A 17,584-nucleotide genomic window follows, 5' to 3' on the forward strand; every position below is an offset into this window, starting at 1 on the left:
GCGGCATCTTGCTTGAAGTTAAAACTATATTTGGGTCGATTGTGTCTTTTCTCGTTACTCATGGTCACCTCTCATAGCATTATAAATTCTGCCTTTCGAAGTGTCCGGGTTCATTAAACCATTTCACATTTACATGTAATGCACTCGGGTTTTGCTCCTGCCTAAAATCACAGGATACGTGGATTACCTGGTCAATTTTCGATCGGTACAGCCCCCTTAAAATGATCAATTTTCAATCGGCGCCAACATGATGCTCCCAAACACCGGTTCGACGGCGCATTTGCGCTTTCGTACAAAGCACGGGCGCATCCGCCGCCAGTCGCGTCTCCAAAAGCGAATGGAGTGCGTCACGGCTCAAGGGCGATCAGCGGCCTGATGCTTCGGTCTACGCAACCGAACCATTTTAAAATCTGGCGATGGCAAGACATCGATAGACCATACAGCGATCAGTTTTCTGATTTTTTCTTTGTCTGTATCGCTGAAAACCCACCGCGCCAAAAAGCTTGCACGGTGATCAACTGATAGGCAAAGCACTCAGACCAAAAGACTTTACTCCCACAAATCATCATGCCGAACCAATTACTGGCGAAAACCGTAAATGAGCGGATCAGCAAAACAATGTCTATTACTATGACAATTTAGCGGTCCTAAAAACCACAATCATGCCGGCTGTTTTGGCTGAAGCAGGTGTTATCGTTAACCGAAACGACGAGCAAAATCTAGAAAAGTTCTCGACACAACGATTTATCGCATCAGCCATTACTCAAAGCATTAGATATTGTAAGGTACTTGACTAAGTATCACACAAACAAAGGTTATGATTTAAGCTGAGGTGGCCTCAATAATTCTTACGGATACACCGATGGAGTCGGCAAGATCATTGATCTGTTTAATAATTTCGTTTCGATCAAGGATGACCCGGGCGACTGGTTGATCGATCTTGGCCGCGGCCGTTTTCCCTGTTGGGTTGATTTTGAATAACTCTTGCGCAACTTGTTCAGCGTGGGGGCTAATAGCCGCCCGGTTATGTCGGTGTTGGAGTTGCAATAGGAAATACGAGTCGTAATGCCAATTTGCCTTTGGAGAGAGGGGTTCTGGTTTAGTATTAGATACTTCATTCATAATAATCAGTTGTTATTGACTCCTTAATTGATGACCAAGCTAAGTAAGCAGCTGCCGGTTCTACGACAACTGCTGCTGATAATTAGTTTCTTTCATGTACGTAAAGAATTTGACGAAGCAAGGTTACTGGCAATGAATGCCGTGCAAAACATTGCCGATGAGATGATGAATTCCCCGACCGTGAAAAGGTAAATGCCGCTCAATGAAAGAGTTGCCACAGCGAGGTGTTTATACAAGTGATGATTGGTTTTCATGCTATTGATTGACTTAATCCAGTCAGGTAGTTGAGACAATTACACTATAAGGACTATTTTTAAGAACACAATGCCCCTAGAAATTTAACCGGAGTAAAACAGCTGCCCATGTCATCAGTGAAAAATCTCCGCACTGACAGCTAAAGGAAAGAACAACGAATCCAAAGCAAAACAAAACGGCAGATCAACGAACGGATAGCTCGGAGGTTCAGTGTTGAATTTTCGGATAGCCACATCGTCGCCCTCTAAAGCGGCCCAATCTAGCCTGGTTCCACTGTATACGAATACGCGCTCATACAAGGGAACATTGGCATCCAAACTTTTAAACGTTGCGCAACCGGACAGTTCGATGATGCAAATCGCAGCATATACGATTTTCTTGAAAGGCATCAACTCAGTCCTCTGATAGTTTTCCGTAAACTTGGCATCAAGTTGATGGAATTTAAAGCAGCAGTTTGAGGTCCTGGTGACTCTAGCGACGAAAAACAGTAAGGCTCTATCCCAACCACCTGTAAAAACCAAGTTACCTGCGGAATTCTGTGATTTTTTAATCAGGAACAGCTATGGTCGTGACCTCAAAATGGCGGCAACATATAGAAAAGTGGCAAAGTAGCGGATTGTCGCAAGCGGAGTACTGCGTGCAGCAACACATCAATGTCAGAACGTTCACGGCGAGGCTGAGCGACTATCGCAAGTCGTCTGCGGCCAACTCGGTGGCATTAGTACCGGTACGGATTGAGCCGACCGAGCCGACCGCATCTGTGGCGATGTCTGCGACAGCGGCCATGGTCTTTACCCATGTCCACGGTCATCGACTGGAACTTTCTCCTTCGGTGTCGGCGGCTTGGGTGGCCGAGTTGTTACGATGTCTGGCTTGATTGATTATCCGGCACAGATTTGGTTGGCGGTGGCGCCGGTGGATATGCGGCGAGGCCTGGATGGCTTGTCAGCGATCGTGCAGCAGAGTCTGGGGCACTCGCCCTGTGCCGGTTCGGCGTTTATCCTTCGAAATCGTGCGGGTAACCGTTTACGATTGTTGCTGTGGGATGGCAACGGGGTATGGTTATGTCAGCGGCGTTTGCATCAGGGCGGTTTTGTTTGGCCCAAAGTGGGTGATGCGGTGTTTGCGATGACTTCCAGCCAATGGCAGTGGTTGGTTGCCGGTGTCGATTGGCAACGGTTATCGGCTCAGCCGCAAGCGGAATGGCAGATATGATATGACGCGTTGAAAGCCGAAGAACCCCAGCAATATCAAGGCTTTCAGCGGATGATTGCGGTATAATACACCCCATGAATCCACTCGCCAAACTTGAGCAATTGAACCTGGAACCGGCCGCCAAAACCGAGGTGGCGGTGCTGATTCAATCGCTGATCGAGCAGGCGGAACGGGATGCCAAACTCATTCACGCCAAAGATATCAAAATCGGCGCGCTGACGCACGAGCTGGCCTATTACAAGCGTATCCGCTTCAGTACTAAGAGCGAAGCCTTGGCCCCGCTGCAGCGCGATGTGTTCGAGGAAACCTGGAATACCGACATCTCGGCGATTGATGAGGAAGTCGAGCAACTTCAGGACGACCAACCTTGTGATACCGTCTCTCGTCCCAAGCGCCCGCGCGCTGGTCGCCAACCGTTACCCGATCATCTGCCGCGTATCGAGCACCGCCACGAACCGGAGTCTTGCACCTGTGGTCAATGCGGTAAAAACTTAGTCAAAATCGGCGAAGACGTCACCGAGCAATTGGACGTCGAACCGGCCAAATTCTTTGTCCATAGACACATTCGTCCGCAGTATGCTTGCAGAGCTTGCGAAAGCATCACCGCAGCACCGATTCCACCCGCGGTCATCGATGGCGGCATGGCCGCCGTCGGCTTGTTGACTTGGGTCATGATCAGCAAATACCTCGATCATTTGCCGCTGTACCGGCTGGAACAAATCGCCGCCCGCGATGGTGTTATGTTGTCCCGTTCCACCCTGGCCGACTGGGTGGGGCGTCTCGGTGTCGCCTTGCAACCCTTGGCAGACCGCCTGGTTTGGCATCTATTGCAACGAAATAGCTTACATGCCGATGAAACGCCGGTGCCACAACTCGATCCCGGCAACGGTAAGACCAAAAAAGCCTATCTGTGGGCTTATCGCAGCAACGACTTGCAACCGGGGCCGAAGATCATCGTCTTCGACTATCAAGCCGGTCGCGGTGGCCGGTATGCGCAGCAATTTCTGGGTGACTGGCAGGGTCACTTGTTGGTTGACGACTACGGCGGCTACAAAGCCTTGTTTGCCGCTACCCGCGCGCATCCTGAAACGCAATGCCTACTCGAGCCGTGTATCGAACTGGCTTGCCTCGCACACGCGCGGCGCAAATTCTTCGATCTGTTCCAGGCCAGTCAGAGCCCTATAGCGCAAGAAGCATTGAATCGCATCGCTAAGTTATATGCGGTCGAAGCCGAAGCGCGTGAGGTATGTGCGGACGCGCGCAAACAACTGCGCGCCGAAAAAAGCCTACCCATCCTGGCGGCCTTGCACGACTGGTTGCAGCACACCCGCCTGCGCACCGCGCCCAATACCGCAACGGCCAAAGCCATCGACTACAGTTTGAAGCGCTGGGCTGCCCTCAGCCGTTATGCCGAAACCGGGGATTTGCCCATTGACAACAATCCGGTGGAAAACGGTATCCGTCCCATTGCCCTGGGCAAAAATTATGCTCAGTTCGATATTATGGAAAGTTCACCTTTAATCTTTCGCAAAGCCGCATAAGAGTAAGGCTTTCCGCTCAACATAGCTAATTTAACTCAGCATAATAATTTGGTGGTTTCCTGTAATTTCTTTACTTACTACAGGAATAAATCATGTTTACTGAAACCCACCTGGCAGATCTTACGCACCTGGATTCACTTGTCGGTAATCCATTCAGCAGCATTACCATCCTCTATGTTGAAGCATTAAATACCCAGCACTATGCCAGATACACCATTGAGCGCTATGTTAACTGTGTGATTCATTTCGGTTGCTGGCTAAATGCTGAAGGTTTTGATTTACAGAGTATTAATCGGGTGCTTATTGATCGTTACCTTCATGATTTGGCATTGGTATTCTCTGCAGCAACTTCCAGAGACTCCATAAAAATGGATAGAGCGGCACTAAGGCACTTGCTCACTTTTTTGCCACAACAACACTTAGCTATCACCAAAAATCCGATTGAAGAGGAACTTGAACGATTCACTGATTACCTGTTGCACATTTGCGGGATGTCGCCACAGACCTGCGTAAATCGCCGCCAGCACGTTAGCGTCTTTCTTATCCATCGATTTGGCACTGAACTGCCTATTATGTCCCAGATTTCAGGTGCTGATATTGATGCTTTTTTTCAATACCTTGCTTTGACGTGGCAGCCAACATCGCTTAGAGCGGTTGGCACAAGCATCAGAAGCTACTTACGATTTTGTGCATTGCAAGGCGAGCCAGCTTATGCATTACAGGCTTTTATCCCAAAGATTGCATCCTATTCACAGGCGATACCTCCCAAGGTTCTCTCTGACGCACAAGTTGATATTTTTTTAAAGACATTCGATTGCTCCGAGCCGGTTGGCATGCGCGATTATGCCATTGCTCGTTGCTTGCTCGATCTGGGTTTGCGCGGTCATGAGGTAACATATTTAACACTGGATTCCGTGGACTGGCGTAGCGCAACGCTGACCATTAGCACCAATAAGAGTAAACGCGTACAACAGTTACCACTCCCCATATCAACAGGGCAAGCAATTGCTGAATATCTGTTTAAAGGCCGTCCACAGACGTCGAGTCGTACCCTGTTTATCAGGCATCGAGCACCTTTCGATGAGCCGTTAGGCGTGCCAGCTATTCGTAGCGCGATGAATCGCGCGTTTGTTCGTTGCGGTTTACGCAATCAATTTTGCAATACTCATGTTCTACGATCGACCACAGCGACACGTCTACAAAAGGCGGGAGCATCCATCAAGGAAATTGCTGATCTGCTGAGGCATCAAAGCCTTGATACCGCAAAGACCTATGCCCGTGTTGATATCGAACGCTTACGGACTGTGGCGTTACCCTGGCCAGGGAGTTGCGCATGAACGCCTCTAATTTCTGGATGTTACGAGTTGAGGCATACCTGATATATCGACGCAGTCTAGGTTATAAACTGACTATTGATGAAGTAGTGCTAAGAGGATTCGCCCGCTTTGCTGATGCCATAGGCGATCAGAGCTGTCTCACCATGCCGCTTGCCATAGGCTGGGCTCGTGATTCAGATCGGGATAATCCATTTACGTGGGCAAGACGCATCGAAGTTTTACGTGGTTTTTCCCGATTTTGCCTACGACTTGATCCAGCAACTGAGATACCACCATCAGGGTTATTTGGCCCGTCTCACCGGCGACTTATTCCGCATATCTATTCTGAAGAAGAGCTGATTGCTATTTTGAATGCAACCAATAATCTCTTATCTCAACACGGTTTACGTCCTGCTACCTGCCGCACACTATTCGGACTGTTGGCATCAAGCGGACTTCGCATCTCAGAAGCGACCTCGCTCACTCGTAGCGAAGTTGATTTTGAAGCCGGCGTGCTTTGTATCCATGAAGCCAAGTTTCTCAAGAGTCGCTGGGTACCGCTACATCCCAGTACCACTCAGTCGCTAAACGACTATGCCCAACTACGTGATCAGATCATATCTCATCCTACCTGCAATCGGTTTTTCTTGTCCGACACCGGTCAGTCAGTTAAACGGGCGAACATCTTGTATGCTTTGCATACAATTTGCCGACAACTCGGTTGGAAGCCTCGTGGCGATTATATGCATCATCGCCTGCATGATTTTCGACATACCTTTATTGTGCATAGCCTGTTGCGATTTTACCAACAAGGTATTGATGTTGACCACTCCGTGCTTGCGTTATCAACTTATGTTGGACACGCGCGAGTTAGCGATACCTATTGGTATGTCACCGGCATTCCGGAACTGATGGCAATCGCGGCCGAACGTTTTGAACGATATTCTCAGGAGGTTAGCAATGAACAGTTTGCTGACTAATCCTGCCGAATTTGCTGCCTTGGTTCAACGTTTCTTTGCCGAACGATTGTTACAACAAAAAAACGCAAGTCCCAGAACAATCGCTGCTTACCGTGATACCTTTCGGCTGCTACTGAGTTATGCCGAACTCAAAATAGGTAAACCGCCTACCAAGCTGGCTCTGATCGATTTTGATGTGACGATGGTTCTCAACTTTCTTGAATACCTTGAATCAGAACGTCACAATACAGTGAGAACTCGCAATGCTCGTTTGGCGACTATACGAGCTTTTGTCCATTATGTGGCCTTGCAATGCCCAGAAGCCTTGCTACTAACTCAGCAGATTCAGGCAATTCCGATGAAGCGCTTTGAAAAACCTATGCTGGGCTTTCTATCTCGCGAGGAGATTCAGGCTTTGCTGGATGCGCCCGATGAACAAACCTGGTGCTGCTATCGTGATCGTATTTTGTTAACGCCGCTTTATAACACCGGCGCTCGGGTATCTGAGTTAATTGGAATCAGGGTGACTGATGTTGAACTGACCGCGTCGCCTTCAGTTCGCTTGCACGGTAAGGGCCGCAAACAACGCACAGTACCCCTATGGAAGGAAACCGCCGTCAAAATACGTCACTGGTTGGCATACGCCAATTTGAAGGTGGAGCAAACTTTAGTGCCCACTCGCCGAGGTTTACCTATGACGCGTTCAAATGTAGCTGCGCGGATTGCTTTGGCTGTCAGTTCTGCGGTAAAACATTGCCCTCAGTTGCAAGATCGAAAAGTAACACCGCATACCCTACGCCACACGACAGCCATGCACTTACTACAAGCCGGTGTGGACATTACCATCATTGCCTTATGGCTGGGTCATGAAAGTCCAGTGACAACCCATGGTTATATCGAGGCCGATCTATCTATGAAAGAACGGGCTTTGGCGACGATAGCTCTACCACCTGAAATTGGGCAGGTGCACTATCATCCATCTGATGACCTTCTAAAATTCTTGGAGAGCCTATAAAATTATGCAAAGTCGGTAGGGCGAAAAGCCTTACGCACTGCCGACTTCCGATAAGTGCTCAGCATAATAACTGACTGAGCATAATTTTTGTTATGCAAAGCTTTGCATAACAAAAAGAACTGGCTGTTCGCTGGATCGGAACGCGCTGGGCAGCGGGCTGCCGTCCTTCAAACCCTGCTCGGCACTGCCAAACTCAACGGCCTTGATCCGTCAGCCTGGCTAAAAGACACTCTGGAAAAGCTCCCCTCCTGGCCTAACAGCCGCATCGACGAACTGCTGCCGTTCAGTAACATGGATTAAATCATAACCGCAACTGGCTGACGATATGGTAGGGATACTCGCTTACCATACTTCATGCTTTCTAAGAATTATAAGGAAGCCGTGTGCAAAGTGAGCAGTTTTGAAGAGCCCTGTGCAGTAATTCCGCACGCAGGGATCTGTGAGGGGGCAGTCGGGTAACTGGCTGTTCTACCTCGATTATCAGGATTCGGATGCCAGCTGCACTTCTGCGACCATGGCGATGCTCGATGATAACAACAGGGTGATAGCGATTAGTGTTCTCATTCGATACACCTCACTTGTTTCTTTAGCGTGTCCGGCAAGGCGGCAAAAACCGGACAAATTATCAGCGTTAAACCCTAGGCTGACAAGATTTTCTGCATTTGCCGCGCAATGTCGGTATCTTCATAGATGGCATGGATCATCTTTGTGTACAAGCCGGTGAACGCCTGGTTGCTAGCCAGATCGCCAAAGATGGTTTTCAGCCGGATAAAGGCAAGCGGATCGTCCGCGGTTCCCGTTGCGGCCTGGTGCAGCTCATCCTTCATCGCGTCGACGATATCGAGCTCGACGCCATGCCGGTTGCGGCCTTTATCACTGTACAGGCACCATGCCGCAACGACCAGAGTGGCATATTTGATACTGCCACCCTGCGCCAGGTTTTCGTGGATGGTGGGGATCAAAAACTTGGGCAGCTTGGCTGAGCTCTCCAGACAAATTCGCGCCAGGTTATCCTTGATATTCGGGTTTCCGAAGCGCTCGATAAGGCTGTCCTTGTAAGCCTCCAACTCGACCCCATCCACCGGATCGAGCACAGGGGTGGCCTCGGTATCCATAAACCGGCGCAGGTAGGTTGCGAAGAGCGGATCCGCCACGCAGCCGTCGATGGTTTGGTGGCCATGGATCGAGCCTAGCAGTCCGAGAACCGAATGTCCGGCATTGAGCAAGCGTATTTTCATTTTCTCGTAGGGCGTGACATCGGTGACGAACTGCGCCCCAACCTTTTCCCAGGCCGGCCTTCCACTTGAAAAATTGTCCTCGATGACCCATTGGGTGAAAGGCTCACAAGTAACCGGCCACTGGTCTTCCAATCCGATTTCGGTACGCAGGTAGGCGATATCCTCCGGCGTCGTCACGGGCGTGATCCGGTCCACCATGGCATTGGGGAAGCACACTTCGCTCTCGATCCACCGCGCAAGCTCGGCATCTTGCTTGTACGCGAAGGTCAACAACATCTTACGCGCCATGTCACCGTTGTGCTGGATGTTGTCGCACGACTGAATGGTGAAGGCGGGAAGCCCCATGGCGCGGCGTTTTTTGAGCGCGGCGGTCAGATAGCCAAACACCATTTTAGGGCTGGAGGGATTGTCCAGATCGTGCTGCACACCGGGATTGCCGAGCTCGAACTCACCCGTGGCAGGGTTGAAGTTGTAGCCACCTTCGGTGATGGTCAGTGAAACGATCTGGGTGTCCGCACTGGCCATCTTGTCGATGACGGCGCCGGGATCATCGCAGCCCAGCAGAAAATCAACGAGTGACCCGATCACGCAGGTTTCAACATCTCCGCGGGGATGCCTCACGATCAGAGTGTACAGATAGTCTTGAGCTTTCAGAGTGTCGCATATTTTGCGGTCAACCTCGCGCAAACCGACTCCGCAGATGCCCCAGTCGGAAGCTTCAGTTTCGTTCATGAGTACGTGGGTATAATAGGCTTCGTGTGATCGGTGGAATCCACCCACGCCGATATGGACGATGCCGGCCTTGATCTTGCTCCGGTCATAGGACGGGCAAGTAATCTTCGCTGCAAGCAGGGGAAGATTTTCCTGCTTGAGTTTAATAGTTTCTTTCATAACGAACACCTAGTCTGTTGATATTTTGTATGCTCACAACTCCGCCGCCTCGCTCTCAATACGCCACCAAATTCACGGGCAGGTTCGGAGTTGCTCCCTTCTGTGAACAGACGAATGCGGCCACAATGTTCGCAAACGAATTCACCTTGTTCAGCGGCCAGCCTTTTAGTAGGCCCATTCCCCAAACTTTCTCGCGAAGCCTCAATCCCAGTTCGTCCTTGCCCACGCAACTCACCGATTCCAGCGACTGTAAATCGTTCATTCATGACCTTCTCCTCATACCACCCGTCCTCCACTCACCCCGGCGCCGCCGTCGCCATGGAGCGTTGGGGCGACGACAAATCATACTCGCTAGAGGCCAGGAATAGGGCTGCGCCGGCATGACGTCACCCTGTCTCGCCATGGTTGCGCGTTGCTAAACCGCGGGCACCTCGGCACCGGATGACTGTCCGGAGCGTTGCAACCTCTTGGAGAGCTGTAAATCCGACCACGCAAATGCGAAATAGATCACGGTGCACCAGATGGTCAGATCGTAAAACAACTCACGATTTACGTAGTAGTCGTAAATATTCGGACTGTGGAACAGAACACGCCAGGCGAGCACGGCCGGCACGATCAGACCAATCACGATCCAGATCGCCCGGATAATCTTGATCGATACGGTCGCGCGGCGTACGTGTACGTGCCGTTCCTTCTCCGCAAGCACGGCATGGTACGCTTCGACCTGTTTTTGAAACTCCTGCTCCCGCTTCTCGGCCTCCGGCCAACTGCGGTCGGCGCCATAACGCTTCGCGAGTAGGGTATAGGCGACGATCGAGACGAGCCACGTCGGCACAAACAGGTATACGAACGGGATAATGTTGAGGAAGTTCAACCCAAAGCCGAACACGAGGGATATTCCCCAGGCGATCAGCGCCGGCACGTTGTTCTTGACGCCCTTGAGGCGGTGCCAATTGCTCTTGCAGCCAATCCGGGGAAAGATTTGCTGCTCGGCGAATACAATACCGCCGACCGGCACAAGGATAAGTCCCGCATAGGTCAGAAGTGGCAAGATGCTGCGGTAGATGAACGGGAAACAGCTTGCAATCACAACCACGGCGCCAACGACAAGCGTTACCCGTTGGCGTGAGACGCTGGGGACTACAGCCTGGGCTGCAAGACCTGCTCGATAGAGGTTCGAGTTCGCCGTTGTCCATCCCGCGATGATTACGATCACAAAACCGGTGGCGCCCAGCGCGTAGAAGGCAACATCACCGGGTGAAACAACAGCGATACTCAATTGCATGAGATAGGCTGTCGCGGCTCCCATCAGAGCCGCGGAAATCCAGGCAATGTAGTGGCCGAACATCATACCGGTTGCTGTGCAAAGACCGTAGATCGATTTTTTCGCGTAGCGCAGTAGCGCCATGTCGATGAGGCCAAAATGCGCGAAGGTGTTCGCAGCCCATGCGAAGCCTATGACTTCCCACAATCCGATACCGGGCTCCCCCGCAGCATTGGTGCCCGTAAACACGGTTGTTCCCGCCAAATTCACAAAATCGGAGAAACTCGAGAGCGTGGTGTAACCGGTCAGCGTTTCGTTCAACGAAGGTATCAGCACCATGCCGCCAGCCGTGAACATCACCATGAGCCAGGGTGCGCAAATGGTGGCAAACTCGCTCAGCACATTGAAACCATAGTAGGCCACCAGCACAGCGATCACACTTGCTGAGGCGGCAATGATTACAAAGTAGACGTTGGTGGGATACGGATAGATCTGAGGCGGAATATCGAAAAGCACCCGAACCGCTGTCGCCGACACGGTGATCATGGCGGCCGAGATGGCAACGAAGATCAGCACATTCGCAACGTTATAGAACCGCGAAAACTTTTCACCCATGTTTTGATCGAGATAGGTGTAAAGACTTAGCCGCGTTTTGATCGCGATCGGCGCTGTGATGAGCCAGAAGCTCATCGTGGCAAGCGTATTGCCGATGAGGAGCCCGATCAGAATGTCCTGGATCGTGGCGCCCATAGCCACGAATGCGGCACCAATGACGAACTCGGTCGCAGCAACATGTTCCGCAGCGTAGAGGCCAAGGAAATGGGCGGGTCCATGCAGTCTGTGCGTCGGCACAGGTAGTAGTTCGTCGTCCATTTCCGATATTGAGCGTTCTGTAACAGGGGTAGTATTGATCATTGTTTCCTCCAGTGCTACTGTGGTTTTACGTCGTTCCAATTCAGAAGAAGTAATAGGCGGTCAACGATCACCCACCGTTTGCACCCGGGCATGCGGGTGATGTCAGTGGTGGGTCGCAGAAGCGCTATTGAGCGGCTTGACCTCTTTTTAGGAAACGGGCGCGTTCTACGACCTTTTCAGTCACCCACTGGGCGTTGCCAAGTGCCTCATCGACCGTGATCCTTCCCGCCAGCGCCTCCGCGAACCTCTGACCCACCGCAGTGCCGATGCTCTGGAACTCCGGGATCGCGACGAACTGAATTCCGGTATAGGGCACTTCTTCGACAGTCGGATGCTTCGGATCGGCTGCCAAGATCGATGCGAGCGTTATTTTCGCGTACGGCGCCTTCTGGTACTCGGGATTCTCGTACAGCGAGGTGCGGGTACCCGGAGGCACATTGGACCAACCTCCCTTCGAGGCGACCAGCTCCAGGTAGTGCTTCGAGGTGGCCCAGGCCACGAATTTCTTCGCCGCATCCTTGTTGTCGGACTCCGTGGGAATCGCCAGAGCCCAGGCCCAGAGCCAGTTCGCGCTCTTGCCTAACCCCTTGTCAGGCGCGAGCGCGAAGCCGACACGGTCAGCCACACCAGAATCCGCATTAGTTACGAACTGGCCGGCTGAGGTCGCGTCGATCCATATCGCGCACTTGCCTGACTGGAACTGAGCCAGCGTTTCATTGTAGCCATTGGCCGACGCGTCTGGCGGGCCGACTTCTTTCATGAGTTGAACGTAGTCGGTGATCGTCGCCTTCCAGGCTTCACCATCGAACTGGGGTTTCCAGTCCATATCGAACCAGCGAGCACCGTAGGAGTTGGCCATGGCCGTCAGGAACGCCATGTTCTCCCCCCATCCTGGCTTGCCACGCAGGCAAATGCCATAGACTTCATTGCCTTTGTCGGCCAGCTTGCGGGCAGCGTCCTTGATGAAAGCCCACGTGGGCTTTTCGGGCATCACGAGCCCGGCTTTTTCAAATAGATCAGTTCGATACATGGTGAAGGATGACTCGCCGTAGAATGGCGCTGCGTAAAGCGTGCCGTCGACCGAAAGTCCTTCGCGGATCGTGGGCAGAATGTCCTCGACGTCGTAGTCCTCCGGCAAATCGTCGAGTGGCACCAGCCACCCGCGCTTGGCCCAGATGGGGGCTTCGTAAATACCGATTGTCAGTACGTCGAACTGCCCTCCTTTGGTCGCAATATCGGTGGTTACGCGCTGGCGCAGCACGTTCTCTTTAAGCGTAACCCAATTCAGCTTGATGTCCGGGTTGTCCTTTGTGAAATCTTCAGACAAGTCCTGCATCCGAATCATGTCACCGTTATTCACGGTGGCAATCGTAATCGTCGCTTGGGCATGGGCAAGGCTGGCGACACAGCATATGCAAAGGGCGGTGCCACAGCGAAGTAATGAATTCAATATTTGCACCATTTCCTCCAAAGACATCATGTTGTTGAGAGTGGAGTTGGAGCGCATCCCGGCTTCTGCGCCATCGATCAGTGCAACGAAAAGCTCGAACCAACCCGCCTTAACGATCAGGATATGCCGACAGGTTTTTTAGTATTGTACAAAATAGTCCGTGGATTTTACCGCCAGATCCTCCGCGCTTACTTGGCAGGCTGAACTTCCCATCGGAAAAGTTCACCAGGACTGGCCCGGGGCAGCCGCGCCAGCTCAGCCGATGGATAGGAATTTCAATGCTACTTTCCAACCCTATTTTGACAAACCATACTTGATGCTAATCTTTTCGACAAGGCTTTTCGTAACCGTACATTTCAGGACGTTGGGTGCTAATAAACAAAAGGCTCTAAAGTTTCACGGGATTTAGTGGCAAATTTGTTGTTAGCGTCCCCTTTTTTTCTGCACAGGATGACCTTCAATGTTGGCGCCGTTTGATACCTTTCTACTGCACTATTAGTCAACACCCAATACCCGCGCCCGCCCCATCTTTGCCAGCGAGCGGTTGCAGTGGATCGAGAAGGATCAGCGACTTGTTTATCGCCAGGCCGGATGGGCAAACGGTTCTTTATCTGACGCCCATGGAGTTCCTGGATAAGTTCGCTGTGCTGATACCGCCGCCCCGCGCAAGCATCGGCATCGTTATCATGGCGTCCTGGCGCCGAACGCTCCATTACGCCAAGCTGTGACAGCCTATGCCGGATTGCCTCTGGGTGATGAAGTCGTCTCAACCGATCAACTGCAGATAGTGACAGAAGACCCGCCGGAGGCAGGCATGAACAAACCATCCATCCTCTACCGCTTACCTTTGGGCAATGCTGATTGCCAGGATCTATGAAATCTGTCCGCTGGTCTGTTTTCAATGTGGTGGCGAGTTAACGATCGTTGCATTCCTCACTGAGGCGGATCCCATTCAGCGTATCCTGGTCCATATCGGCGAATTACCCACACCACCCCAAATCGCGCCTGCTCGCGACTTACCGGATTGGCTGGAAACGGATTTTGATCAAGCCTATCTCAATGAATCGGAACAAGCGAAATCGGGGCCGAAATTTGAGTTTGATCGGACTGTGAGCTGGTAGCATCACGGTACCGATGCCAGTCGGTCATGATACTGGTCAGAGGTTCTGTCGCCTGCAGGTTTCAGATAACAGTCTCAAAGGCATCATTTACACCTAAAAATCCCACGATGGTTGAATCTACATCCTCAGATATCGAGAAAAACAGTCAAAGTCTGTATTGCCAAACAGAATAGCTCGGCGTAGCTTTCACTAGATTATAGGTTCGAAAGTGTCGTTGAAATTCCTATTCATCATGGTCAGACACCATGGCAAAACTGTTGAGTATTGTAGGATCAGCAATAAAAGTGGAATCATAAATTATGAAACAAGCGATCAATCTTAATCAGAGCAATCTTCGTCAGTTACCAGAAGACTTTACATGTCCAAAATACAACCGTAGCGAGGTGAAGGCAGGCATTGTGCACGTACCCTTCTCGAACGTTTCTCGAATCCGAACATCAAGGACAACCTTGCCCGCATCTGTTTGGAGAGCTCCAGCAAACTTCCGGTGTTTCTGATTCCAACAATTACTGAGAACCTAAAGCAAGGGGGCAGTATTAAATATGCAACTCTGGTGATTACCGCGTGGTGCTACTATTCCGATAAAGGAGTGAGCAAAGACGGTGAGAAGCTCGAAATTGTCGATGAGATGAAAGAAGCCCTGCACCAGGCGGCTGCAGGAACATCGGAAAACAAACTTTTATTCCCCAAACTGAAGCCGGTCTTTGGAGACCTCGTCAATAGCAAGTCCTTCACGGATGAATACAGCAGGATGGTAGGCATGTTCTACGAAAACCTTGACATCGCTCAGCAGATGCAAGCTCTACTAAAATAAGACCCAGTAGAAAAAACATGAAAATACTGACGACATTCATGTTAATAGGCTTATCTAGCATCGCATTTGCTGCGGACGAAGCCTGGAATGAACGCGAGTACCTTACAGGCGACTGGGGTGGCCTCCGCACCAGCATTGAGGACAAAGGCATCGAGCCATTCCTCTACTACGATTCCATCGCGGCTGCGAACGTCAGCGGCGGGATCCAAACCGACGATCAATATACCGGGCAAGTCTATGGCGGATTGAATCTAGATCTTGAGAAACTGCTGGGCTGGGATGCCACCACCGCGAAGATTTCCATGGTCAATCGCCATGGCAACGGTATTGCCGGGAGTGTCGGCGGTATCTATGACCCCATGACCATCAACGGCGGCGCGGACGGACAGGTGACCTGGCTGTATCAGGTCTGGATCGAAAAAATGTTTGGCGAAGACTGGGCGGTTAAATTCGGCCGGACATCCATGGATGAGGATTTCGCGGACAACGATTTGAACCGTTATTCTCTGAGCACCTCCATCAACGGCCCCATCCGTTCCATGATGCTCCAGAATCCCCAGATTTTTTCCTTCCCCTTGGCTCTATGGGGTGGACGCGTTAAGTATAAGCTGAGCGATGAGCATCAATTCCAGCTGGGCGCCTACCAGATTAATGATAATCCCTTTGGTACTCACGTAAGGGGAACAAACTGGGGTATCAGCAGCGATGACGGTGTGACCTTCATGGCGCAGTATGACTGGACGCCGGATGTTTTTGACCGTCCGGCCCGCGTCTATATTGGTATTGCCAATTCCGTTTATGATTTTAAGGACTTCGATGGCGGTGAAACCTCAAACCTGCTGACCTTCTATTGGCATGGCGATTTTGAAGTGATAGATGGCCTGAAGCTCTTCGCTTTCGGTGCATACAACTCTCAGGATGAAACAGCCAAGATTCCGCTGCAGATCAACGGCGGTGCAAACTGGAAAGGTTTGATTCCTGGCCGTGAAAACGACCACACCGTGTTCTTTACCACATATGGTAAGGTCAGTGATGTGTACGGCAAATATGTTACCAAGGGGGATGTGGATGCAGAAATAGTCTTCGAACTCGGACATCGTATCCAAATCATCCCATCATTCTACATTCAGCCCTCGGTTCAATACATCCGGAAACCCGGCGGTACCGGCGTCATTGACGATGCCGTCGTCCTAGGCGCCTGGATCGGCGCTTCCTTCTAGGGCCAGAGAACATCAGCTACAGTAATAGCGATTCTGTCGCAAAGTTTGTCTGTATGAGTGATAACTGACCAATTTGATTAATTGAAATGAACCGCCCCGGATTTCTCGGAGGCTCCAACCTTTGAGAGAATGGAGCAATGAAAGAGAAAACGTCAAATCAATATTCATCGGAAATCCGAGAACGGGCCATTCGCATGGTGCGAGAACATCAAGGCGAATATGCGTCGGAATGGGCGGCTATTCAATCGATTTCGGCCAAATTTGGCTGTACTGCTGAAACGTTACGCCGCTGGCTGAGACAAACACAAAAAACGAATGACCCGCAAAATGAATCGTCCAGTAGCGATTCGGAACGGGTCAAAGCGCTGGAGCGGGAAGTTCGTGAATTACGCCAAGCCAATGAGATTCTGCGCAAGGCGTCCGCTTATTTTGCGCAGGCGGAGCTCGACCGCCCGTTCAAACGATGAACGCCTTTATCGATGAACATCGCAAGGCTTATGGGGTCGAGCCAATCTGCAAAGTATTGCCGATTGCCCCATCGACGTATTATCTGCATGCGGCACGCACCGCCAGCCCTGAATTGCGCTCAACTCGCGCCAAGCAGGACGAGGCACTCAGTCAGGAGATTCGCCGAGTTTGGGATGACAGTTTCCAAAACTACGGCGCTCGTAAAGTTTGGATTCAGTTGAAGCGCGAAGGCTTGACGGTGGCCCGTTGTACCGTGGAGCGTTTGATGAAAAACCTAGGGCTGAAAGGTGTCAGGCGTGGCAAAACCATCAAGACCACGATCAGCGACGCCGATGCAGTATGCCCCTTGGATCGCGTGAACCGCCAATTCAATGCCGAGCGACCGAATGCTTTATGGGTGGCGGATTTTACCTATGTCAAAACCTGGCAAGGCTTCGTCTATGTGGCTTTCGTTGTCGATGTGTTTGCCCGTTACATTGTCGGCTGGAAAGTCTCGTCCTCGGCGCACACCGACTTTGTGCTGGATGCGCTGGAGCAGGCGTTACATGACCGGCAACCTCTGCGTGACGGCGGCCTGATTCACCATAGCGATCGAGGTGTGCAGTACGTTTCGATCCGCTATACCGAACGTCTCTCAGAAGCTGGCGTTGAGGCATCCGTGGGAAGCGTCGGCGACTCTTATGACAATGCCCTGGCTGAAACCATCAATGGCTTGTATAAGGCTGAGCTGATTCATAAACAATCCTGGAAGAATCGCGAAGCCGTCGAACTGGCCACCTT

General features: G+C 51.4%; 14 protein-coding genes, 4 pseudogenes and 1 other annotated feature. Of the genes and pseudogenes, 12 read left to right on the forward strand and 6 right to left on the reverse strand.

Annotated elements, in window-relative coordinates; translation table 11 throughout:
* Positions 1–623: 623 nt before the first annotated feature.
* Positions 624–797 (forward strand): annotated as a pseudogene (locus tag M0R33_RS24500) (N-acetylmuramoyl-L-alanine amidase); the annotation flags it as partial.
* Between the two features lie 25 nt (positions 798–822).
* Here the strand turns inward: M0R33_RS24500 and M0R33_RS23065 are convergent.
* Positions 823–1,122, reverse strand: a complete 300-nt coding sequence (locus M0R33_RS23065; protein WP_292574322.1) for a hypothetical protein — start codon at positions 1,120–1,122, stop codon at positions 823–825.
* 368 nt (positions 1,123–1,490) lie between these two features.
* Entirely contained in the window at positions 1,491–1,766 is a 276-nt protein-coding gene (locus M0R33_RS23070) for a YceK/YidQ family lipoprotein (RefSeq protein ID WP_292574323.1), read from the reverse strand.
* 173 nt (positions 1,767–1,939) lie between these two features.
* Here M0R33_RS23070 and M0R33_RS23075 point away from each other — a divergent pair, with 173 nt between their 5' ends.
* The 7 genes and pseudogenes from M0R33_RS23075 to M0R33_RS23105 form a co-directional block, all read left to right on the forward strand.
* Positions 1,940–2,254 carry an IS66 family insertion sequence element accessory protein TnpB gene (locus M0R33_RS23075; protein ID WP_292574324.1) on the forward strand — a complete coding sequence of 105 codons (315 nt, stop codon included), beginning with the start codon at positions 1,940–1,942 and terminating at the stop codon, positions 2,252–2,254.
* A complete protein-coding gene (tnpB, locus tag M0R33_RS23080) occupies positions 2,242–2,592 on the forward strand; it encodes an IS66 family insertion sequence element accessory protein TnpB (protein ID WP_292574325.1) in 351 nt (116 codons plus the stop codon). Before M0R33_RS23075 ends, tnpB begins: the two co-directional genes overlap by 13 nt.
* 74 nt (positions 2,593–2,666) lie before the next feature.
* Positions 2,667–4,073, forward strand: a pseudogene (locus M0R33_RS23085) (IS66 family transposase); the annotation flags it as partial.
* 152 nt (positions 4,074–4,225) lie between these two features.
* Entirely contained in the window at positions 4,226–5,470 is a 1,245-nt protein-coding gene (locus tag M0R33_RS23090; protein WP_292574326.1) for a tyrosine-type recombinase/integrase, read from the forward strand.
* Positions 5,467–6,429, forward strand: coding sequence for a tyrosine-type recombinase/integrase (locus M0R33_RS23095; RefSeq protein WP_292574327.1), 963 nt, complete (start codon positions 5,467–5,469; stop codon positions 6,427–6,429). The genes M0R33_RS23090 and M0R33_RS23095 overlap by 4 nt, the downstream gene beginning before the upstream one ends.
* Positions 6,410–7,423 carry a tyrosine-type recombinase/integrase gene (locus M0R33_RS23100; RefSeq protein WP_292574328.1) on the forward strand — a complete coding sequence of 338 codons (1,014 nt, stop codon included), beginning with the start codon at positions 6,410–6,412 and terminating at the stop codon, positions 7,421–7,423. Before M0R33_RS23095 ends, M0R33_RS23100 begins: the two co-directional genes overlap by 20 nt.
* A 111-nt stretch (positions 7,424–7,534) precedes the next feature.
* Positions 7,535–7,723 (forward strand): annotated as a pseudogene (locus tag M0R33_RS23105) (transposase domain-containing protein); the annotation flags it as partial.
* 338 nt (positions 7,724–8,061) lie between these two features.
* Here M0R33_RS23105 and M0R33_RS23110 read toward each other — a convergent pair.
* The 4 genes from M0R33_RS23110 to M0R33_RS23125 all read right to left on the reverse strand — a co-directional run bounded on the left by M0R33_RS23110 (position 8,062) and on the right by M0R33_RS23125 (position 13,238).
* On the reverse strand, positions 8,062–9,552 hold the full coding sequence (locus M0R33_RS23110; RefSeq protein WP_292574329.1) for a mannitol dehydrogenase family protein: 1,491 nt from the start codon (positions 9,550–9,552) through the stop codon (positions 8,062–8,064).
* 55 nt (positions 9,553–9,607) lie between these two features.
* A complete protein-coding gene (locus tag M0R33_RS23115; protein WP_292574330.1) occupies positions 9,608–9,814 on the reverse strand; it encodes a hypothetical protein in 207 nt (68 codons plus the stop codon).
* 153 nt (positions 9,815–9,967) lie between these two features.
* Complete coding sequence (locus M0R33_RS23120; RefSeq protein ID WP_292574331.1) at positions 9,968–11,731, reverse strand: hypothetical protein; 1,764 nt, start codon at positions 11,729–11,731, stop codon at positions 9,968–9,970.
* Between the two features lie 124 nt (positions 11,732–11,855).
* On the reverse strand, positions 11,856–13,238 hold the full coding sequence (locus M0R33_RS23125; protein WP_292574332.1) for a sugar ABC transporter substrate-binding protein: 1,383 nt from the start codon (positions 13,236–13,238) through the stop codon (positions 11,856–11,858).
* 797 nt (positions 13,239–14,035) lie between these two features.
* Here M0R33_RS23125 and M0R33_RS23130 point away from each other — a divergent pair.
* From M0R33_RS23130 to M0R33_RS23145, 4 genes and pseudogenes are all read left to right on the forward strand, one after another.
* Positions 14,036–14,302 carry a hypothetical protein gene (locus M0R33_RS23130; protein ID WP_292574333.1) on the forward strand — a complete coding sequence of 89 codons (267 nt, stop codon included), beginning with the start codon at positions 14,036–14,038 and terminating at the stop codon, positions 14,300–14,302.
* Positions 14,303–14,717: 415 nt separating this feature from the next.
* Positions 14,718–15,116: pseudogene (locus M0R33_RS23135) on the forward strand (hypothetical protein); the annotation flags it as partial.
* Between the two features lie 17 nt (positions 15,117–15,133).
* Positions 15,134–16,336, forward strand: coding sequence for a carbohydrate porin (locus M0R33_RS23140; protein ID WP_292574334.1), 1,203 nt, complete (start codon positions 15,134–15,136; stop codon positions 16,334–16,336).
* Positions 16,337–16,473: 137 nt separating this feature from the next.
* Positions 16,474–17,584, forward strand: a protein-coding gene (locus tag M0R33_RS23145; protein WP_292574335.1) for an IS3 family transposase whose coding sequence is annotated in 2 segments (ribosomal slippage) — positions 16,474–16,765 and positions 16,765–17,584 — 1,112 coding nt annotated over the 2 segments. Because the reading frame shifts where the segments join, the coding sequence is not laid out codon by codon here. This gene is flagged as partial in the annotation.
* Positions 16,758–16,874: a sequence feature (AL1L pseudoknot), on the forward strand. Its footprint overlaps the gene before it by 117 nt.

Source organism: Methylomonas sp., from assembly GCF_023228165.1.
GTDB lineage: Bacteria > Pseudomonadota > Gammaproteobacteria > Methylococcales > Methylomonadaceae > Methylomonas.

Excerpts from the sequence above, each read along its gene's own strand:
- M0R33_RS23100 (WP_292574328.1), top strand. The coding sequence starts at position 6,410 with ATGAACAGTTTGCTGACTAATCCTGCCGAATTTGCTGCCTTGGTTCAA.
- M0R33_RS23125 (WP_292574332.1), bottom strand. The coding sequence starts at position 13,238 with ATGCGCTCCAACTCCACTCTCAACAACATGATGTCTTTGGAGGAAATG.
- M0R33_RS23115 (WP_292574330.1), bottom strand. The coding sequence starts at position 9,814 with ATGAACGATTTACAGTCGCTGGAATCGGTGAGTTGCGTGGGCAAGGAC.
- M0R33_RS23140 (WP_292574334.1), top strand. The coding sequence starts at position 15,134 with ATGAAAATACTGACGACATTCATGTTAATAGGCTTATCTAGCATCGCA.
- M0R33_RS23090 (WP_292574326.1), top strand. The coding sequence starts at position 4,226 with ATGTTTACTGAAACCCACCTGGCAGATCTTACGCACCTGGATTCACTT.
- M0R33_RS23070 (WP_292574323.1), bottom strand. The coding sequence starts at position 1,766 with ATGCCTTTCAAGAAAATCGTATATGCTGCGATTTGCATCATCGAACTG.
- M0R33_RS23110 (WP_292574329.1), bottom strand. The coding sequence starts at position 9,552 with ATGAAAGAAACTATTAAACTCAAGCAGGAAAATCTTCCCCTGCTTGCA.
- M0R33_RS23065 (WP_292574322.1), bottom strand. The coding sequence starts at position 1,122 with ATGAATGAAGTATCTAATACTAAACCAGAACCCCTCTCTCCAAAGGCA.
- M0R33_RS23075 (WP_292574324.1), top strand. The coding sequence starts at position 1,940 with ATGGTCGTGACCTCAAAATGGCGGCAACATATAGAAAAGTGGCAAAGT.
- M0R33_RS23130 (WP_292574333.1), top strand. The coding sequence starts at position 14,036 with ATGCTGATTGCCAGGATCTATGAAATCTGTCCGCTGGTCTGTTTTCAA.
- M0R33_RS23120 (WP_292574331.1), bottom strand. The coding sequence starts at position 11,731 with ATGATCAATACTACCCCTGTTACAGAACGCTCAATATCGGAAATGGAC.
- tnpB (WP_292574325.1), top strand. The coding sequence starts at position 2,242 with ATGTCTGGCTTGATTGATTATCCGGCACAGATTTGGTTGGCGGTGGCG.
- M0R33_RS23095 (WP_292574327.1), top strand. The coding sequence starts at position 5,467 with ATGAACGCCTCTAATTTCTGGATGTTACGAGTTGAGGCATACCTGATA.